Here is a 17,914-nt window from a genome sequence, read left to right as displayed (position 1 = left end):
ATTTACACTCTGGACGCCACCCGCCTTCATTCGTTAACCCTAGAGGGTGTCACAGAAATCCGCAGTTCCCAGACTGACGCAGCGTGAACTGGAAGTCGTCCAGTTGGCGGGCCAACGCCTGGGCGACAAGGAGATCGCGCAGCAGTTGAACCTGTCGCCCCGCACTGTGCAGAACCATCTGCATCGCGCCTATGAAAAGCTGGGCGTTTCCGACCGGTTACAGGCTGCGCGCCGACTGAGTGAAAACTACTCAGGGGGATCAATCCCCCTATCCGCCGCGGCTCCGGTTGCGCCAATGGAGCCAGTCTCTGCGGCGCCTTCGACGGCGCTTGGGGGCGGGAAGGCGGGGCGTTCGCTCTATGAGCGGTATGTCGCGCTGGATGGATGGCGCCGACCCAGGAAGCTGGGGGGCTCCCTGCTGTGGCTGATCCTTGGCTGGTCTCTGACCTGGCTCGTGATCGCCGCGGTCGGCGCCAGCCTCGCCAATCCCGTTCTCGAGTCCGTCCAGCGCCTGCGGTGATGTTCACGCAGGAGGCTCGCCGGCGATGCCGATCCGAAACCAGAGGCGCTCGGCGCAGGCCGGAGCATTCGCCAAGGGCGGGCGTCCGTCATGCGCGGATTGATACCTAGCCGTGCACCCCTTTCACATCTTCCTGCTGAGCGCCAACCTGCTCGGGTTGGGCCTGATCCTGTGGCGAGGGGAATGGATCGATCGCGCTGCGACCCTGGCTCTGGTCGCCGTGGTCGCGGTGACCAGCCTGTTGCAACTGCTGCACGTGCCCGGCCTGATGATCTGGGCCGCCGTTCTGGACGTCCTGCTGTTCCTTGCGTTCTGGGCTCTGGCCGAGCGCGGCGGGCGGTGGTGGATCGTCGCCCTGGCCGGGTTCCAGTTCATCGCCGTGGTCGCCTATCTGGCGCCCTTCTTCGCCTGGCAGCGGCTGGAATGGGCCGTGATCAGCGTGAACTGGGCGATCTGGGCGCTGGACAGCCTATGCGTCTTCGTCGGGGTCTGGGAGGCGTCGTTCGCCCGGCGCTTCGCCCGGGAGGGACGTGATGGCGCAGGAATGGACCATAGGGGCGGCGCGCGCGCTGCTGCGTCAGTGGACTAGCCGCAAGGTCGACAGCGTTGTCCGCGCGGGCGGACTGTCGGTCGATCTGGACGCGCTCGAAACCTGGCTGCTGGACCAGAAGCCAGCCTCGCTGGCCGAGGCCGAGCGGCTTCTGGAGTTGATCGCGGCGCATGAAGCCGGAGCCGCGGACGACCTAGGCGGCCTATGCCGGGTCGGAGGCGCGGTGCGCAACGACATTGGCCGACACGGCAGTCGGGTCGAGGTCAGCTTCGCGCCTCAGGCCTCCGGTCCCTTGGCCGGTCGGGCCTGAAAAGTCATCGTGGGCTGACGAAAAGTCACCGATTGCTGACCTAAGGTAAGGCTTTCAACGGCCGGAACCGACTGCTAGAGCGCGGCTTCTGTCCGCGACAAAGGCCGTGCGCCGTCGCTCCGCAAAGCGGTTTCTCCTTTCATGAACTTCCCTGTCCGCGCCGCGTATCTCGCGTCCGTCGCCTTGCCCCTGCTCGTTTTCGCCGCGCCTGCCTTCGCGGAGGACGCGGCGACCGAGGGGCCGACCCAGGTGTCCGAGATCGTGGTGACGGCCCAGCGGCGCGAGGCCCCGCTGGCGGCCACGCCCCTGTCGCTGACGGTTGCGGCCCAGCCCCTGCTGAACGACGTCGGCGTGCGCGACATCAAGGATCTGCAGATCCTGACGCCGGGCCTGATCGTGGCCTCGACCTCGAACCAGACCTTCACCACCGCCCGCATTCGCGGCGTCGGCACGGTGGGCGACAATCCGGGGCTGGAAAGCTCGGTCGGCGTCATGATCGACGGGGTCTATCGCCCGCGGAACGGCGTGGCCCTGGGCGACCTCGGCGAGGTCGAACGCATCGAGGTCTTGAAGGGGCCGCAGGCCACCCTGTTCGGCAAGAACACCTCGGCCGGCGTGATCAACGTCGTCACCGCCGCCCCGTCCTTCACGCCCCGGATGGCGGGCGAGGCGACCTTCGGCGACTACGGGACGCAAGGCGGCTCGGTCTCCCTGACCGGCCCGATCGTGGACGAGGTTCTGGCCGGGCGGCTCTATGTGGCCGCGCGCCGCCGCGACGGCCTCTATGACGTCAAGACGGGCGACGGCCCGCGCACCGAAACCGATGATCAGAACGAGCACTACGACACCGTGCGCGGCCAGCTGCTGTGGCGCGCCACGCCCGACCTGACCGCCCGCCTGACCGCCGACTGGACCGAGCGTGACGAGCGCTGCTGCGTCGGCGTGCAGCTTGTGACCGGCGGCACGGCGCCGCTTCTGGCCACCTTTGCGCCCGACGGCGGGGTGGCGGCCACGCCCAACCCCTGGGCGCGGGTGGCCTATTCCAACCGCGACACCAACACCCGCATCCGCGACAAGGGCCTGGCCCTGCACCTGACCGCCGACCTCGGGTGGGCGAAGCTGGACAGCACCACGGCGGTGCGGGACTGGCGCGGCGTCATCAGCCAGGACTGGGACTTCACCTCGGCCGACCTGGCCTATCGCCCCGATGACGGCAGCTGGTCCAACCGCTTCCGCACCCTGACGCAGGAGGTTCGCCTGTCGGGCCGCCGCGACCGGCTGGACTGGTCGGCGGGGCTCTTCCTGTCGGACGAAAAGCTGACCCGTCGCGACAGCCTCTTCTACGGGGCCGACTACGAGGGTTACGTCAGTCGCCTGCTGTCGCGCACCAGCGCCAATCCGCTGGGCGATCCCAACTACGTCTCGACCCTGACCGGTCTGGCCGTCGGCCAGAGCTTCGTCGAGGGCGAAGGCCAGAAGGACCGCTACTGGCAGACGACGCAGAGCGCGGCCCTGTTCGCGCAGGCCTCCTACGCCGTCACTGATCGCCTGACCCTGACCGGGGGTCTGCGCCGCACCCATGAGACCAAGGACATGAGCGCGGCCTATGAAAACACCGACGACGGCCGCGCCTGCGCCGCCGCCCTGGCGCGGGGCGTGGTCAACGGCACCCTGTGCCTGCCCTGGTCCAACCCGGCCTTCAACGGCCTGAGATCTTCCGAGACGGTCAAGGACGAGGCCTGGACCGGCCTGGCCCGCGCCGAGTTCAAGGCCAGCGAAGGAACGCGCCTCTACGCCTCGTGGTCGCGCGGTCGCAAGAACGGCGGCTTCAACCTGGACCGGGGTCAGACCAACCGCGTGCCCGACGCCTCGCGCGCCTTTGGCGCCGAAACCGCCGACGCCTGGGAGGCCGGGGTCAAGAGCGTGCTGCTGGAGCGCCGCCTGCTGGTCGGCGCCGCCGCCTTCCGCCAGACCTATGACGACTTCCAGCTGAACACCTTCCTGGGCACCACCTTCCTGGTGCGTTCGATCCCGCAGGTCCGCGCCAAGGGCGTCGAGGCGGACTTCATGGTCCTGCCGTTCGAGGGCCTGTCGGTGCAGGGCGGCGTGACCTACGCCCAGACCGAATACGGCCATGACCCCATCGCCGGTCTGCCCTTGCTGGCCGGACGCCGCCTGAACTTCGCCCCCCTGTGGAGCGGCTCGCTGGCCGGGACCTATGAGCGTCCGGTGGGTGGGGGCCTGACCGGTCGCATCACCCTCGCGGCCAAGTATTCGTCGGAATACAACACCGGCTCGGATCTGGACCCGGCCAAGAGCCAGCCCGGCTTCTGGCTGGTCGATGGTCGCGTGGCCCTGGCGAAGGATGAGGCCTGGAGCGTCGAGCTGTGGGGCCGCAACCTGTTCGATCAGGACTACCGCCAGGTAGCCTTCGGCGCGCCCTTCCAGTCGGGCACGCTCGGCGCCTTCCTCGGCGCGCCGCGCACGGTGGGCGTGACGCTGCGGGTGGCGCGCTAACCTTCTTCCTTCTCCCCTTGAGGGAGAAGGTGGCTTGCGGAGCAAGACGGATGAGGGGTGCGAGGACATTCGCACCCCCGCCTCACGTCAAACCTCAGTGCTGACACCCCTCATCCGGCCCTGACGGGCCACCTTCTCCCTCAAGGGGAGAAGGAAACACGTTACCCCTTGTCGCGCGCCTCGTCCCTGGCCGCGCGCTCGGCCTGGCCGCGCCAGCCGTAGCCCTCGCCGTGCTTGCCGACGCTGACGAAGGTCGCTTCCTCGGCCTTGTGGAAATACTGCTCGGCCACCATCCAGCCCTTGAAGGGGCGCAGCACGCCCAGGCACATCAGGGCCAGGATCGGCAGGGTGACGACGAAATGCACCCAGACCGGCGGGTGGACGTTGAACTCGAAGATCATGAAGCCGATCATGCCGACGACGCCGACCGCCGACATGACGAAGAAGGCCGGGCCGTCCGCCGGGTCGGCGAAGCCGTAGTCCAGACCGCAGTTCGTGCATGCCTTGCGGATGGTCAGATAGCCCTGGAACAGCGCCCCCTCGCCGCAGCGCGGGCAGCGGCAGCGGATGCCTGTCTTCAGCGGGCTGAGGGGCGGATAGACGGGGTCGGACACGGCAGCACCTGACGAAATACGGTGACGATAACGTCGATACCGCCGATGTCGGCCTTTCGCGCCCGCGCCGCAAGCGGGTGATTTGTCCTACCCAGGCGGTAAGGTTTTTCCGTCGCCTCTTTAACCGGCGTTAACTGTGATTAAAGCCCTTTCGCGCGAGCATGCGCGCGTATGTCCGGGGCCACCGCCAGCAAGCGTGTTCTGAAGACGACCGTGGCGGCCGCCGCGGCGGGCGTCGTCGTGTTCGCGCCCCTGGCCCCGCACGCCGAGGGCGCAGGGCCGCGTTCGGGCGATCCGGTCGAGATCCGCGTCGGCGCCAACGCCGGCTTCACCAAGGTGGAATTCGCCGGGGCCGTGGGCTCGCGCGCCCGGGTGCGCCAGGACGGCCGAGCCGTCATCATCCGCATCGGCACGACCGCCGCCCCCGACGTCAGTCGTCTCAGGGTCGACCCGCCCAAGGGGGTCGACAAGGTCGAGACCCGCGCTGTCCAGGGCGCGACCGAACTGGTCCTGACCCTGGCCGAGGGGGCGGGCGTCCGCTCCGGCGCCGCCGACGGCGCGGTCTGGCTCAACCTCTATGCGCCCGGCGCCGTGCCCGAGGGCGCCAAGCCCTCGGTCGTGCCCGCCGGCGGCGCCGTGCCCGTCGCCGCCGAGGTCAAGGACGAGACGACCCGCCTGACCTTCGCCTGGGCCGCCCCTGTTGGAGCCGCCGTCTTCCGGCGCGGCGATGCGGTCTGGGTGGTGTTCGACGCCGCCGCCCGCATGAACATGCCCGCCGCCGCCAAGGCCGGCCTGGCGGGCAAGGCGCGCTGGGCCGCCGGCCCCGACTTCACCGCCATCCGCATTCCCGCCGCCGAGGGCGTGGCCGTTTCGGCGCGGGCCGACGGCGCGGCCTGGACCGTCACCCTGGGCGGCGCCGCAACCAGTGTGACGGGCGTCGAGATCGGTCGCGACGACAGCGTCCAGACCGCCCTGACCGCGCGCATGGCCGGGGCGACCAAGACCGTCTGGCTGACCGATCCCATGGTCGGCGACCGCTTCGCCGCCGTCACCGCCCTGGCCCCTGGCAAGGGGCTGAGGACCGGGCGGCGCACCGTCGACCTGGCCCTGCTGCCCACCGCCCATGGTCTGGCGGTCGAGACCCCGACCGACGACCTGACCGTCAAGGCCGAGGGCGACATCGTCACCCTGTCGCGGCCCAGGGGCCTGCGCCTGTCCCCGCCCACCGTCGGGCTGGAGACCGCCGCCGCCGAGGCCCGCGCGCCGCGCGCCGCCGTCCGCCCGGCCCTGATCATTTCCGACTGGGCCGACCTGGGCGGCGACAGCTTCAACGACCGCCATCGCGCGCTTCAGGTCGCGGCCGAGCTGGAAAGCGGTCGCGCCGCCGAGGACCCGCGCGCCCCCATCGAGGGCCGTCTGGCCTTTGCCCGTTTCCTGGTGGGGCAGGGGCTGGGCTATGAGGCGATCGGGGTGCTGAACGCCCTGGTCAGGCAGACCCCCGCCATGCAGGGCGTGGCCGAGGTGCGCGGCCTGCGCGGCGCCGCCCGCGCCGCCATCGGCCGCTACGCCGAGGCCGAGGCCGACTTCTCGTCCGGGGCTCTGGCCGGCGATCCCTCGACCCGCGTCTGGCAGGGCTATATCGCCGCCCAGCGCAGCGACTGGACCACGGCGCGTCAGGCCTTCGCCGCCGGCGCGGGCGTGGTCGACAACTTCACCCCCGAGTGGCGCGCCCGCTTCGGCACGGCCCATGCCCTGGCCGCCGTCGAGACCGGCGATCTGGACGCCGCGCGCGAGCTGCTGGCCTATGTCTTCAGCCAGCCGGGGATTTCAGCGGCGGACCAGCTGACCGCCCGTCTGGTGCAGGCCCGGCTGTTCGAGCTGGAGCAGAAGCCGGCCCAGGCCCTGGCCCTCTACAAGGCCGTCGCCCGCGCCCCGCTGGACGGCATCTCGACCCCCGCCCGCCTCGGCGTGGTGCGTCTGGAGATGGCCAAGGGGACGCTGAAGCCCGATCAGGCCGCCGCCCAGCTGGAGGCCCTGAAATGGCGCTGGCGCGGCGACGGCGTCGAACTGGCCGTGATCCGCAGCCTGGGCGAACTCTATCTGTCCCAGGGCCGCTATCGCGAGGCCCTGACCACGCTGAAGGCCGCGGGCCGCAAGATCGTGGTCCTGCCCGGCGGCGACAAGCTGCAGTCCGATCTGGACAACGCCTTCCGCGCCCTCTTCCTCGACGGGGCGGCCGATGGCCTGCAACCGGTTCAGGCGCTCGCCCTCTTCTTCGACTTCCGCGAACTCACCCCGGTCGGCGCCGACGGCGACGAGATGGTGCGTCGCCTGGCCCGGCGTCTGATCGACGTGGATCTGCTGGATCAGGCGGCCGAGTTGCTGAAGTATCAGGCCGACAACCGCCTGGACGGCGTGGCCAAGGCCCAGGTCTCGACCAACCTGGCCGCCGTCTATCTGATGAACCGCCAGCCTGAACAGGCCCTGCAGGCTCTCTGGAGCTCGCGCACCACGCTTCTGCCCACCGCCATGAACACCGAGCGCCGGGCGCTGGAGGCCCGCGCCCTGATGGAGTTGGGTCGTTACGACCACGCGCTGGAGGTTCTGGGCAAGGACGCCTCGCCCGCCGGTCGCGACGTGCGCGCCGAGATCTTCTGGAAGCAGCAGCAGTGGGGCGCGGCGGCGGCGATCTACGAACAGCAGTTGGGCGCTCGCTATCGCGATACGGTCATCCCGCTGACGGCGGACGAGGAGAATCGCCTGATCCGCGCCGGGGTCGGCTATTCGCTGGCGCGCGACGCGGGCGCTCTGAACCGTCTGTCGGCCAACTATTCGGGCTTCGCCGACAAGGCCCGCTCGCCGGGCGGCATCCGTATCGCGCTTGCGGGTCTGGACGGGGCCGACGGTTCAGGCCGGCCGCAGGACTTCGCCACCCTCAGCGCCGGGGCCGACACCTATGCCGGCTGGATCGCGGCCACCAAGGCCGAGTTCAGACAGAAAACGGGCGGGGACCGCCCTGCGACCCCCGCCCGAAATCAACCCCCGGCGGCGGCAAGACCTGCTGCCGCCTGATGGTTCAGCCTCTGCGATGAGAGGCGCCTGGACCCCCGTGGGGGGCGAAAGGCTTAGCCGTTGACGGCGTCCTTCAGCGGCTTGGACACGCGGAAGCGCACAGCCTTCGAAGCAGCGATCTTGATGGTCGCGCCCGTGGCCGGGTTGCGGCCTTCGCGCTCGGCGCGCTCGGCGGTGTCGAAGACGCCCAGGTTCGAGATGCGGACGTCCGAACCCGAAACCAGGCTCTTGTGGATGTTCTTGACGATCGCGTCGAGGACGCGGCCGGCGTCGGCCTGCGAGACACCTGCGTCCTTGGCGACGGCGGCGATCAGTTCGGCTTGAGTGGTCATAAGGGTTTTCCCAAAGGTGGTCGCCCGATTCCCGGGCGAAGACCGGAGGATCAACACGCGTTTGGCGCAGCTTGGCAAGCCCGCATGACGCTGAAAGCCCCTGAGGCTGGGGACTTATCCCCCGCCGGCCGCTCTCTGGAAGCTCTCCACGAGGCTGCCCGCGACCAGCCTCCAGCCGTCCACCAGGACGAAGAAGATCAGCTTGAACGGCAGGGAAATGACCACCGGCGGCAGCATCATCATACCCATGGACATGAGCACGCTGGCGACCACCAGATCGATCACAAGGAACGGAACGAAAAGAAGAAATCCGATCGTGAAGGCCTTCTTCAATTCACTGATCATGAAGGCCGGGGTGACCACCCGCAGGGGCAGTTCCTGCACGTCCTGGGGCGGCTCGATTTTCGACAGTCGGGTGAACAGGGCCAGGTCGCCGCGATCCACCTGGGCCAGCATGAAGGTCTTCACCGGTTCGGAGGCCGCATCGAAGGCCTGGGGCAGCTCCATCTGCTGATCCATCAGCGGCCGGATGCCCGAATCATAGGCGTCCTGCCAGGTCGGGGCCATGACGATGGCGCTCAGGAACAGGGCCAGGGACACCAGCACGGCGTTGGGCGGCGACTGCTGCATCCCCAGGGCGGTGCGGAGCAGGGAAAGCACCACGATGATTCGCACGAAGCTGGTGGTCATGATGACGATGGAGGGCGCCAGCGACAGGACGGTCATCAGCCCGACCAGTTGCACCACCCGTTGGGTCAGGCCCGCGCCGGTGCCCAGGTCGATATTGATGGCCGATCCGCTCTGGGCCGCCTGGGCCGCTTCCTGCGCCAGCGCCCCCAGGGGCCAGACCAGACACAGGGCGGTGGTGATCAGCGACAGCAGGGCAGCGCGCTTCAGTTCGGCGTGTGAGGGCAGGGCGAACACGCTCTCCCTTCCCCCTCGAGGGGGGAAGGGTCGGGGATGGGGGTGCGCGCGCGAGGCGAGACGCATGCGCGCGGGAGGCGCGACCGTCGCCGTCACCGGCGCCTGATCGGCGGAACCGGTGCGAACACCCCCACCCAACCCTCCCCCCTCGAGGGGGGGGGCTTCTTGATGTTGAGAAGCGTTACAGCAGCTCATTTCACTTCTCCCTGACCACGCGGTTCGATCAGTTCGCGCCCTTCGCCCAGAAGGATCAGCCGCTCCTCGGCGTCCACCCGCACCAGGACCAGACGCCGGGCCGGGTCCAGCACCAGGGTCTCAAGGACCTGCAGCCGGCGCGCGCCGCGCTCGGCCTGGAACCTGGCCAGCACCTGGGGCGCATAGCGACGCGCCGCCCAGGCGGCCAGGCCGATCAGGCCCAGGGTGATCGCCAGGCCGAACACCGCCCGGAACAGGTCGAGGAAATTCATGCGGTTTCGAGGCCCCAACGGTGCGCACAAGTGCCCCGCTTCGCCCGCACGTTTCGCGGCTCGTGGTTAACGCGGCGTTTAGAAACACGGAATATTAACCATGCAGGCGGCAAATTCTGCCGGTCCATCGTTCGAGGGTCCTTCGTGTCCGTCACCGACATTCCGCTGCTGAACCAGATCAAGGGCCGTCTCGGATGGCTCGACGATCGTCAGCGCGTGATCGCCCAGAACGTCGCCAACTCCGACACACCCGGCTTCATGGCCCGAGACCTGAAGGCGCCGACCGACTTCGCCGAGGCGATGCGCACCGGCGGCGGTCTGAAGATGGTCGCCACCAACGCCCGCCACATCTCGCCGGCGGGACAGACCGCCCGCTTCGAGTCGCTGAACGCGCCGGATTCGGAGACCACGCTGGACGGCAACTCGGTCGTGGTCGAGGAGCAGATGCTCAAGATGGCCGAAAGCCGCATGGCCTATGACGCCGCCATCGGCTTCTACCAGAAGTCCATGCAGATGATCCGCATGGCCGCCCGCAAGCCCGGCGCCTGAAGGAGGCTGAGCCATGCCTGATTCCGTCAACGGCCGACCCGTCACCCCGCGCAACACCGCCATGGGCGTCGCCGCCGGCGCCCTGAAGGCGCAGCAGTCGCGCATGCGCATCATCGCCGAGAACATCGCCAACGCCCAGTCGACGGCCACGGTCGCGGGCGGCGAGCCCTATCGCCGCCAGACCCCCGTGTTTCAGGCGCGCAAGGTCGACGGCGCCACCGGCGTGGTCCTGGCCGAGGTCCGCCCGGACCAGAGCCCCTTCCGCATGGAATACGACCCCTCGCACCCCGCGGCCAACGCCGAGGGCTACGTCCAGCGGCCCAACGTCGACACCCTGGTCGAGGCCATGGACATGCGCGAGGCGCAGCGGGCCTATGAGGCCAACCTGAACGTCATCGAGACGGCGCGGAACATGGAGTCCCGCACCCTCGACATCATCAAGAAATAGGGGCTAGGCCATGAACCCCATGATGGCGGCCAAGGCCTATGCAGCGGTTCAGGGCGGGGCCATGCCGACCGCCACGCCCCCCAGCGCGGCCTCGGCGGCGCAGGGACCGGGTTTCTCGGAACTGCTGCAAGGCGTGATGAACTCGACGGCGCAGCAAACGCGCGGCGCCGAAACCCAGATGGCCCAGATGGTTCAGGGCCAGGGCAGCCTGATCGACGTCGTCACCGCCGTCTCCTCCGCCGAGGCCTCGCTGGAAACCGTCATGGCGGTGCGCGACCAGGTCATCTCGGCCTATCAGGAAATCATGCGGATGCCGATCTGACGGCGCCGCCCCTTCCGTCATCCCGGGGCCGCGCAGCGGAACCCGGGACCCAGGCGGTCGTGCATCTGCAGTCCTCGCCGGTTCTTGCTGAAACGTCTGGGTCCCGGATCGTCGCTGCGCTCCGTCCGGGATGACGGCAGGAGAGGGCGTTCGGATCGAACCCCGCCCTCAGTGGTTCTCTCCGCATCACGGAGAGACCCCATGCTCAAGAACAAGAACTCCTCGGCCATCGTGGCGGTGAAGGATCTGGATCGCGCCAAGGCCTTCTATTCCGACGTACTGGAGCTGAATCTGGCCGACACCTCGAACGAGGGGATGCTGGGCTATCGCACCGGCTCGACCTGGCTGACGGTCTATAAATCCGACTTCGCCGGGACCAATCAGGCCAATGCCGTGACCTGGGACGTCGGCGTCGAACTGGACGACATCGTGGCGGGGCTGAAAGCCAAGGGGGTGGCGTTCGAGCATTATGACGACATGGGCCGTCAGGGCGACATCCATGTCTGCGGCTCGCTGCGTCTGGCCTGGTTCAAGGACCCTGACGGCAACATCCTGCATCTGGTCGGCTCGACGGGGTGAAATGGGCGATCCTCCCTTGCGAAGCGGGGGAGGGGGACCATGCGCAGCATGGTGGAGGGGGCGAGGCAGGACCGACTCTGAAAGACTAGAGGATGGCGCGCGACGCTCGCCCCCTCCACCGCCTTCGGCGGTCCCCCTCCCCCGTCGCTTCGCGACAAGGGAGGATCAACTTCAGCCCTCCAGCGAGACCACTGGCTCCTCGATCACCGCCCGGGCGTGTCCGCGCTTCTTCAGCCAGGCGCGGATGCGTTTCTGGATCGGATTGTCGACGCCGTAGTGGAACAGGAAGGCGAAGACGAAGGCCGCGCCCACGCCCATGAACCACAGCGCCCAGCGCGCCGTCTCGCCCAGGTTCAGCTTGTTGGCCGTGGCCTCGGCCAGGCCGAACCAGCCGATGCGGACCACCTCGTTCGAGATGAACATGGCGAAGGAGACGACCGCCGCCTGCTCGACCAGCTTCGACGGCTTGTTCACCGGCACGGCCCCCGCCGCCAGGATGATGATGGAGATGAGGGTCAGCGAGATCAGGGCGTGCTTGTCGAAATACTGCACCACGGCCAGCGCTGCGGAGGCCAGCAGCAGGGCCCAGCCCGCCAGACGCGGGTTGATCCAGACGCCCTGGGCGAACCAGGCCAGTCCCATGCCTAGGACGAACAGGGGCAGGGCGCGCCATATGCCGAGCGCCAGAGGCATCTGATAGACGGGATATTTCAGGATGGCCCAGCACAGCTCATTGGCCGCCAGATAGCCGATGACCACCAGCCCCAGCGCCATCCACGGCCCGACCCGCGTCAGCCCGCGCAGCACCCAGGGGAAGGCGAGATAGCAGCCCAGCAGGGCCGAGATCGACCAGCTGGGCGCGTTCCAGCCCAGACCGCCATGCACGCCGAACGACTGCACCAGCGCCACCTGCGCCGGCAACTGGTCCCAGGCGAACCACTCGGGGTGGGTCGGCGGCAGGCCGATGGCCGTCCCCAGCAGCACCATGGCCACCAGCAGGCCCAGCATGATCAGATGGGCCGGAAACACCCGCAGCGAGCGCTTCAGGAAGAAGTCCGTCTTCGACATCCGCCCGCTTGCGACCGATGAGGCGTAAACCCGCATCAGCACATAGCCGCTGTCGATCAGGAAGAAGTTGGTCAGCAGGAAGCCGCCCCGCTCGAACACCGGATGCACCGCCTCGGCCAGGGCGTGGGGCGCCGAGGCCTGGAAATGGTGCAGGATGATCAGCGACGCCACGATGAAACGCAGCGCGTCCAGCCATCCGCCGCGCATGATCGGCGGTGGCTCATTGTGAGACGAAAACGCAGTCCAGCCCATGACGAAGGCTCCCTTCAGGAAGGACAACGCAAGAAGGGGGCCGGTCCGATTGAAGAACAAGGGTTGGTGTAGTTGACGCGCATTGGTGACAATTGTAGCGTACTTGCGACATCAAATCTTTTCGAGGCCGTCATGTCGCAACCCTCCGCCCCCAGCGACGCCGAGCTGAGCATCCTGAAGTGCTTCTGGCGCGACGGCGACCTGTCCGCGCGCGAGGTGCAGGACCGCATCGGCGTCGAGCAGGGCTGGACCTCGTCCACCACGCGCACCGTGTTGGAACGGATGCGGGCCAAGAAGCTGCTGGGGCGGCGCGACGTGCACGGCATGGCGGTCTATTCGACGACCCAGCCCAAGGTGGCCGTGATCGGCGTGCTGATGCGCCGCCTGGGGGCTCTGTTGGAAATCGACGGCGCCCTGCCGGTCGCAGCCTTCTCGGGCAGCCAGATTCTCGATGCCGAGGATATCGCGGCCCTCGAAGCGGCGCTGAAGACGGACGCACCGAGCGAGCCGGAGGGCCAGGCATGACCCCCGTCGAACTGCTGGGCCTGTCCCTGGCGGCCTCGGTCGGGGTTGCGGCCCTGGGGTGGCTGGGTGCGTCGGGGCTGGAGCGCGCCTGCGGCGACGCTGGGCTGAGAGAGCGCCTCTGGGACGCGGCCCTGTTTCTGCCGGTCCTGCCGCCGCTCGTCACGGCCCTGCTCCTGCTGACGCCCGCGCCGGTGCAGCCCGCTCCGGTCATGACCGCATCGACGGCCGAGGCCACGGCGACGGCGTTCGACCTCGTGGAAATCGCCCCGGCCGCCGAGGGGTTCAATCTCGACGGCGGTCACGCGGCCCTGATTGTTCTGACGGCAGCCCTGCTGCTGACCCTGGCCCGCCTGGTCGTTCTGGCGCGGCGCGCGCGGCGGGTGAAGCGGCTGTGCGCCAGCGCTGTCCCGGCGTCTTCCTCGACGCTGCAGGCGGTGACGATCACGGCCCGGCGCATGGGTGTGGCCGCGCCCCAGGTGCGGGTCTGCGCCAGCGGGACGGAGGCCTGGCTGACCGGACTGGCGCGGCCCGTGCTGATCCTGCCGGCGCGCCTGGCCGAAGCGTCGAACGCGCCCGTGGCCCGCGCCGTCATCGCTCACGAACTGGCGCACCTGAAACGCGGCGACCATCGCACAGTCTGGCGAGAGGAGGTTCTTCTCGCGCTTTTGGCCTTCAACCCGGTCCTGCCCTTCGTCCGCGCGCGTCGCGCCGCCGCACGGGAGGAGGCGTGCGACGCCCTGGCCCTGAGCGGCCAGACCGCCGAGACGCGCCGCGCCTATGCCCAGGCCCTGATCGAAGCCCTGGGCTCGCACCTAGACCCTTCGCCTACGCCTGCCCTGACCTTCACTGGAAATCCAAGGAGCCGAGCCATGCGTCGCCTGCAATCCATTCTGACGCCTCCGTCCGCTGCGGGCGCGCGGGCCCGCCTGACGGCCTGGGGCGCGGGCCTGGCGCTCCTGGCCCTGAGCGGCCTGGGAACCGCCGCCCTCGCCAGCCAGCGACAGGCCTCGTCGGCGCCGGTTCTCGTGGAGGCGCCGCCAGTCGCGATCATGGCGACCTCGACCATGGCTCCGGCGTCTGCGCCGCTGGCTTCCGAGGCGCTTCAGGCGGCGCAAGCGCCCAAGACGGTGAAACTCGGCGAGTCGCCGAAGCTGATGATCAACGGCGTTCCGGTGGCGGCGGGCTTCCCCTACTGGGCGCTGGCCGCCGACAGGGTCGATGTTCAAACGGCGGAGGCTGTCGGCGGGGCGTCGCTCGACTTCATCGTCCCGTTGACGGCTTCGCCGCCCGTCTATGTCAACGGCGCGCGGCTGCCGGACGGCGTGGGACTGGCGTCGCTCAAGGGCGACCAGGTGGAGCAAACCGATCAGCAGGGCGACGGTTCGATCCGTGTTCAGGTGAAGCCGCGCGAAGCGGCTGCGGTCCGCAGCCCAGACACGCCCGCCAGCAGGACCCGGCTAGCCGTCGATATCCGCCAGGGCGACAACCGCCCCTTCATCCTCGGAGGCGGCGACGTTCTGAAGGTGTCGCTGGTCGGCGAAGGCGAGGGCGAGGGCCTGTCAAAGGTGATGGAGGCGCCGGTCCTGAGCGCCTACGGCCTGCCCAGCCAGGTCTTCCTCGACCTGGACGACCGCTTCTTCCCTTCGCGGATGCCGGGCCGCGCCTATGAGCTGAAGGCGGAAATCCGGGGCGCGGACGGGCGGCTGGCCTATGTGTCGGAGCCTACGACCCTGCGTCTGGCGCCGGGGTCCCAGCGGCAGGCCATGAGGATGAGGCCGGAGCTGATCCTGCGGCCGGCTTTCTGAACCGGGTTTCTAGCCCCGCACCAGCCGCAGGAACTCCTCGCGGGTGCGGGGGTCTTCGCGGACGGTGCCCAGCAGGCAGCTGGTGGACAGGCTGGCGCCGGGGACGTCGACGCCCCGCATGGTCATGCAGCTGTGCTCGGCCTCGATGACCACGCCGACGCCGTGGGGGCGCAGCACGTCCTGGATGGCGTGGGCGATTTCCGAGGTCATCTTTTCCTGGATCTGCAGGCGACGGGCGAAGCCGCGCACCACGCGGGCCAGCTTGGAGATGCCGACGACCCGGTCGGTGGGCAGATAGCCGACGTGGGCCACGCCGACGACCGGCAGCATGTGGTGTTCGCAGAAGCTGACGAAGCGGATGTTCTTCAGAACCACCAGTTCGTCGTAGCCGCCGACCTCCTCGAAGGTCTTTTCCAGATACTCGCGCGGCTCGACTTCATAGCCCTGGAACAGCTCGCGATAGGACTTGGCCACGCGCTTGGGCGTTTCCAGCAGGCCCTCGCGGTCGGGATTGTCGCCCGCCCACTGGATCAGGGTGCGAACGGCGGCTTCGGCTTCGGCCTGCGAGACGGAGGGTTTGTGCGCGTGGTCGGTCATGGCTTGTCCATATAGCCGGACGGGCCGATCAATCCAGCCGTAGATGGACGATGGGGCGAAACGGACCGTGCGCCGCGGCGGACAGCGGGCGATCTTCCCTTCGCCGTCATCCTCCGGCAAGCCGCGCAGCGGCGCAGACCGGGGGACCCAGCGGCGCGCGTGAGCGCGACCCTGTCCCGAGCGCGGCGTGAGAAGATCGCCTTCGGCGCCGCTAGGTCCCCCGGTCTCGCTCCGCTCGCCGGAGGATGACGGAGGAGGGGAGTGCGCGCCTATCGCTCGAGGTAAACGCCCTGTTAACCATCCTGTCGGCATTTTCTGCCCAGTTCCCGGGAGTGGTGATGAGCGGCGCGGAAGTTCTGGATATTGGCCGTGACGCCATCTGGCTGACGATCCAGCTGTGCGCCCCCGTGCTCGTGGTCGGCCTGGTGGTCGGTGTGGTCATCGGCCTGTTTCAGGCCCTGACGCAGATTCAGGAACAGACCCTGATCTATGCGCCCAAGATCATCGCCATCTTCGTCTCCCTGCTGCTGTTCCTGCCGCTGATGGGCGCGCTGCTGGGCGGCTTCATGCGCGAGATCGCCGCCCGCATCGCCGGCATGTAGGCCGCACGTGGAGTCCTACGCCACCGCCGAACAGATCTGGGCCGGCGGGCTGATCTTCGCGCGCATCGGCGCGATCCTGATGACCATTCCCGGCATTGGTGAATCCTATGTGCCGCCGCGCGTGCGCCTGTCGCTGGCCCTGCTGCTGTCGCTGGTCATGTGGCCGCTGGTGGCCGGGACCCTGCCGGCCCTGCCGCCGACCCTGGGCGGCATGGTGGGCTGGATCATCCGCGAGGTTCTGACCGGCCTGGCCATCGGCGTCATCCTGCGCAGCTTCATGACGGCCCTGGTCACGGCGGGCGAGATCATCTCGCAGCAGACGACGCTCGGTTTCGCCCAGACCGCCAATCCGCTGCAGGCCTCGCCCGGCTCGACCCTGTCGGCCTTCCTGATGTTGCTGGGCGTGACCCTGATCTTCGCCACCAACACCCATCACCTCTTCATCGCCGGCATCCTGGGGTCCTACGAGGCCATTTCTCCGGCCAAGCCGATGATCGCCTCCGATTTCGCCGCCTTGGCCGTCAAGACCCTGGGCCAGAGCTTCATGCTGGGGGTCCAGCTGTCGGCGCCGGTCCTGGTCTTCGCCCTGATCTTCAACCTGGCCTCGGGCCTGATCGCGCGGGTCATGCCGGCGTTTCAGGTCTATTTCGCCGCCGCCCCGCTCAGCGTCCTTCTGGGCCTGTCGATCTTCGCGCTGAGTCTGGGCGTGATGGGGACCATCTTCATCGACCGCTATCGCGCCCTGGCGCGGGTGTTCACGGGAGGGAGCCTTGGCTGAAGGCGCCGATCCCGAGTCGAAAACCGAAGAGGCCACCCCGCGAAAGCTTGAGGAGGCCCGAAAAAAGGGCGACGTCGCCAAGTCGCCGGACGTGGCGGCGGCCATGTCCCTGGCCGGGGCGGTCGCGGTCCTGCTGATCGGGGGCGGCTATTTCTCGCAGCAGATGGCCGAGGACATGCTGCCCTTCCTGGCCGAGCCCCACGCCATGATCGGCGGGCTGGAGGCCGGCGCCGGGATCGAGATCGGCATGCGCGCCGTCTGGGCCGTGACGCCCTTTCTGGCGGCCCTGATGCTGGCGGTCGTCATCGGCGGGGTGGGGGGCAACCTGGCCCAGTCGGGCTTCCTGTTCACCGCCGAGAAGATCAAGCCCAAGTGGTCGGCGGTCAGCCCGCTGTCGGGCTTCAAGCGCATCTTCGGCCCGGACGGCATCGTCCAGTTCATCAAGACCTTTCTCAAGCTGATCGCCATCGGCGCCGTCTGCTGGTGGGTGCTGAAGCCGCACACGCGCGAGTTCGAGAACCTGGCCGCCATGAGCCCCGCCATGATCCTGCCCTTCGCGCGCGATCTGGCGGGATCGCTGATGATCGCCGCCCTGATCTTCCTGGGCTTCACCGCCGGCGCCGACTTCATCTGGCAGAAGTTCCGCTTCGCCAAGCGGATGCGGATGACCAAGGAAGAGACCAAGGAAGACTACAAGCAGACCGAAGGCGACCCCCATGTGAAGGGCAAGCTGCGTCAGATCCGCATGCAGCGCAGCCGTCAGCGCATGATGCAGGCCGTGCCGACCGCCACCGTCATCGTCACCAACCCGACCCACTATTCGGTGGCCCTGCGCTATGAGCCCGATCAGGGCGACGGCGCCCCGATCTGCGTCGCCAAGGGCGTGGACGCGGTGGCCCTGCGCATCCGCGAGCTGGCCAAGGAGAGCGGCGTGCCGATCGTCGAGAACGTGCCCCTGGCTCGCGCCCTCTACGCCACGGTCGATGTCGACGAGGTCATCCCGCGCGAACACTTCGAGGCGGCGGCCAAGGTGATCGGCTTCGTCATGCAGGGACGGAAACGGCGGTGATCGGTCGCCAGGAT

The 17,914-nt window shown here is 68.7% G+C and carries 20 protein-coding genes; 14 read left to right on the top strand and 6 right to left on the bottom strand.

What is annotated here, in order from left to right; translation table 11 throughout:
* Positions 1–103: 103 nt before the first annotated feature.
* The 4 genes from RTY13_RS08400 to RTY13_RS08385 all read left to right on the top strand — a co-directional run bounded on the left by RTY13_RS08400 (position 104) and on the right by RTY13_RS08385 (position 3,897).
* Entirely contained in the window at positions 104–520 is a 417-nt protein-coding gene (locus RTY13_RS08400) for a helix-turn-helix domain-containing protein (protein ID WP_409450296.1), read from the top strand.
* Between the two features lie 112 nt (positions 521–632).
* On the top strand, positions 633–1,109 hold the full coding sequence (locus RTY13_RS08395) for a hypothetical protein (protein ID WP_312782613.1): 477 nt from the start codon (positions 633–635) through the stop codon (positions 1,107–1,109).
* Entirely contained in the window at positions 1,054–1,380 is a 327-nt protein-coding gene (locus RTY13_RS08390; RefSeq protein ID WP_312782611.1) for a hypothetical protein, read from the top strand. Before RTY13_RS08395 ends, RTY13_RS08390 begins: the two co-directional genes overlap by 56 nt.
* A 141-nt stretch (positions 1,381–1,521) precedes the next feature.
* Positions 1,522–3,897: a TonB-dependent receptor gene (locus tag RTY13_RS08385; protein ID WP_312782609.1), complete on the top strand. Its 2,376-nt coding sequence runs from the start codon at positions 1,522–1,524 to the stop codon at positions 3,895–3,897.
* A gap of 161 nt (positions 3,898–4,058) precedes the next feature.
* Here the strand turns inward: RTY13_RS08385 and RTY13_RS08380 are convergent, their stop codons facing one another.
* On the bottom strand, positions 4,059–4,511 hold the full coding sequence (locus tag RTY13_RS08380; RefSeq protein WP_312782607.1) for a DUF983 domain-containing protein: 453 nt from the start codon (positions 4,509–4,511) through the stop codon (positions 4,059–4,061).
* Positions 4,512–4,682: 171 nt separating this feature from the next.
* Here RTY13_RS08380 and RTY13_RS08375 point away from each other — a divergent pair, with 171 nt between their 5' ends.
* Positions 4,683–7,583, top strand: a complete 2,901-nt coding sequence (locus RTY13_RS08375) for a hypothetical protein (protein ID WP_312782605.1) — start codon at positions 4,683–4,685, stop codon at positions 7,581–7,583.
* Positions 7,584–7,636: 53 nt separating this feature from the next.
* On the opposite strand, the gene RTY13_RS08370 is transcribed toward RTY13_RS08375, so the two are convergent.
* The 3 genes from RTY13_RS08370 to RTY13_RS08360 form a co-directional block, all read right to left on the bottom strand.
* Positions 7,637–7,915, bottom strand: coding sequence for an HU family DNA-binding protein (locus RTY13_RS08370; protein ID WP_105564062.1), 279 nt, complete (start codon positions 7,913–7,915; stop codon positions 7,637–7,639).
* Positions 7,916–8,029: 114 nt separating this feature from the next.
* Entirely contained in the window at positions 8,030–8,839 is an 810-nt protein-coding gene (fliP, locus tag RTY13_RS08365) for a flagellar type III secretion system pore protein FliP (RefSeq protein ID WP_312782602.1), read from the bottom strand.
* 191 nt (positions 8,840–9,030) lie between these two features.
* Complete coding sequence (locus tag RTY13_RS08360; protein ID WP_312782600.1) at positions 9,031–9,306, bottom strand: flagellar biosynthetic protein FliO; 276 nt, start codon at positions 9,304–9,306, stop codon at positions 9,031–9,033.
* 144 nt (positions 9,307–9,450) lie between these two features.
* Here RTY13_RS08360 and flgB point away from each other — a divergent pair, with 144 nt between their 5' ends.
* The 4 genes from flgB (at position 9,451) to RTY13_RS08340 (ending at position 11,204) form a co-directional block, all read left to right on the top strand.
* Entirely contained in the window at positions 9,451–9,855 is a 405-nt protein-coding gene (gene flgB / locus RTY13_RS08355) for a flagellar basal body rod protein FlgB (protein WP_312782598.1), read from the top strand.
* Between the two features lie 13 nt (positions 9,856–9,868).
* Positions 9,869–10,303, top strand: a complete 435-nt coding sequence (flgC, locus tag RTY13_RS08350; protein ID WP_312782596.1) for a flagellar basal body rod protein FlgC — start codon at positions 9,869–9,871, stop codon at positions 10,301–10,303.
* A gap of 10 nt (positions 10,304–10,313) precedes the next feature.
* Complete coding sequence (gene fliE, locus RTY13_RS08345; RefSeq protein WP_312782594.1) at positions 10,314–10,625, top strand: flagellar hook-basal body complex protein FliE; 312 nt, start codon at positions 10,314–10,316, stop codon at positions 10,623–10,625.
* 201 nt (positions 10,626–10,826) lie between these two features.
* Positions 10,827–11,204: a VOC family protein gene (locus RTY13_RS08340; RefSeq protein WP_312782593.1), complete on the top strand. Its 378-nt coding sequence runs from the start codon at positions 10,827–10,829 to the stop codon at positions 11,202–11,204.
* A 171-nt stretch (positions 11,205–11,375) separates the two neighbouring features.
* Here the strand turns inward: RTY13_RS08340 and RTY13_RS08335 are convergent, their stop codons facing one another.
* Positions 11,376–12,479: an acyltransferase gene (locus RTY13_RS08335; protein ID WP_312782592.1), complete on the bottom strand. Its 1,104-nt coding sequence runs from the start codon at positions 12,477–12,479 to the stop codon at positions 11,376–11,378.
* 177 nt (positions 12,480–12,656) lie between these two features.
* Between RTY13_RS08335 and RTY13_RS08330 the strand changes: the two genes are divergently transcribed.
* Entirely contained in the window at positions 12,657–13,049 is a 393-nt protein-coding gene (locus tag RTY13_RS08330) for a BlaI/MecI/CopY family transcriptional regulator (protein WP_312782591.1), read from the top strand.
* Positions 13,046–14,854: a M56 family metallopeptidase gene (locus RTY13_RS08325; protein WP_312782589.1), complete on the top strand. Its 1,809-nt coding sequence runs from the start codon at positions 13,046–13,048 to the stop codon at positions 14,852–14,854. Before RTY13_RS08330 ends, RTY13_RS08325 begins: the two co-directional genes overlap by 4 nt.
* 9 nt (positions 14,855–14,863) lie before the next feature.
* On the opposite strand, the gene folE is transcribed toward RTY13_RS08325, so the two are convergent.
* Entirely contained in the window at positions 14,864–15,451 is a 588-nt protein-coding gene (gene folE, locus RTY13_RS08320; RefSeq protein ID WP_312782587.1) for a GTP cyclohydrolase I FolE, read from the bottom strand.
* Between the two features lie 335 nt (positions 15,452–15,786).
* On the opposite strand from folE, the gene fliQ reads away from it, so the two are divergent.
* The 3 genes from fliQ to flhB are packed head-to-tail and all read left to right on the top strand — an operon-like array spanning position 15,787 to position 17,900.
* Complete coding sequence (gene fliQ, locus RTY13_RS08315; protein ID WP_199183609.1) at positions 15,787–16,053, top strand: flagellar biosynthesis protein FliQ; 267 nt, start codon at positions 15,787–15,789, stop codon at positions 16,051–16,053.
* Between the two features lie 7 nt (positions 16,054–16,060).
* Positions 16,061–16,831 (top strand): flagellar biosynthetic protein FliR, encoded by a 771-nt coding sequence (gene fliR, locus RTY13_RS08310; RefSeq protein ID WP_312782585.1) that lies wholly within the window; start codon positions 16,061–16,063, stop codon positions 16,829–16,831.
* Positions 16,824–17,900, top strand: coding sequence for a flagellar biosynthesis protein FlhB (gene flhB, locus RTY13_RS08305; RefSeq protein ID WP_312782583.1), 1,077 nt, complete (start codon positions 16,824–16,826; stop codon positions 17,898–17,900). The genes fliR and flhB overlap by 8 nt, the downstream gene beginning before the upstream one ends.
* The last annotated feature ends 14 nt before the right edge of the window (positions 17,901–17,914 follow it).

The sequence above is a fragment of the Brevundimonas sp. genome, from assembly GCF_032055285.1.
GTDB lineage: Bacteria > Pseudomonadota > Alphaproteobacteria > Caulobacterales > Caulobacteraceae > Brevundimonas.
This window is presented reverse-complemented; position numbering and strand designations above follow the sequence as displayed.

Coding starts and splice junctions, on each gene's coding strand:
- RTY13_RS08390 (WP_312782611.1), top strand. CDS start 1,054: ATGGCGCAGGAATGGACCATAGGGGCGGCGCGCGCGCTGCTGCGTCAG.
- RTY13_RS08385 (WP_312782609.1), top strand. CDS start 1,522: ATGAACTTCCCTGTCCGCGCCGCGTATCTCGCGTCCGTCGCCTTGCCC.
- RTY13_RS08375 (WP_312782605.1), top strand. CDS start 4,683: ATGTCCGGGGCCACCGCCAGCAAGCGTGTTCTGAAGACGACCGTGGCG.
- RTY13_RS08370 (WP_105564062.1), bottom strand. CDS start 7,915: ATGACCACTCAAGCCGAACTGATCGCCGCCGTCGCCAAGGACGCAGGT.
- RTY13_RS08360 (WP_312782600.1), bottom strand. CDS start 9,306: ATGAATTTCCTCGACCTGTTCCGGGCGGTGTTCGGCCTGGCGATCACC.
- flgC (WP_312782596.1), top strand. CDS start 9,869: ATGCCTGATTCCGTCAACGGCCGACCCGTCACCCCGCGCAACACCGCC.
- fliE (WP_312782594.1), top strand. CDS start 10,314: ATGAACCCCATGATGGCGGCCAAGGCCTATGCAGCGGTTCAGGGCGGG.
- RTY13_RS08340 (WP_312782593.1), top strand. CDS start 10,827: ATGCTCAAGAACAAGAACTCCTCGGCCATCGTGGCGGTGAAGGATCTG.
- RTY13_RS08335 (WP_312782592.1), bottom strand. CDS start 12,479: ATGCGCGGCGGATGGCTGGACGCGCTGCGTTTCATCGTGGCGTCGCTG.
- RTY13_RS08330 (WP_312782591.1), top strand. CDS start 12,657: ATGTCGCAACCCTCCGCCCCCAGCGACGCCGAGCTGAGCATCCTGAAG.
- RTY13_RS08325 (WP_312782589.1), top strand. CDS start 13,046: ATGACCCCCGTCGAACTGCTGGGCCTGTCCCTGGCGGCCTCGGTCGGG.
- folE (WP_312782587.1), bottom strand. CDS start 15,451: ATGACCGACCACGCGCACAAACCCTCCGTCTCGCAGGCCGAAGCCGAA.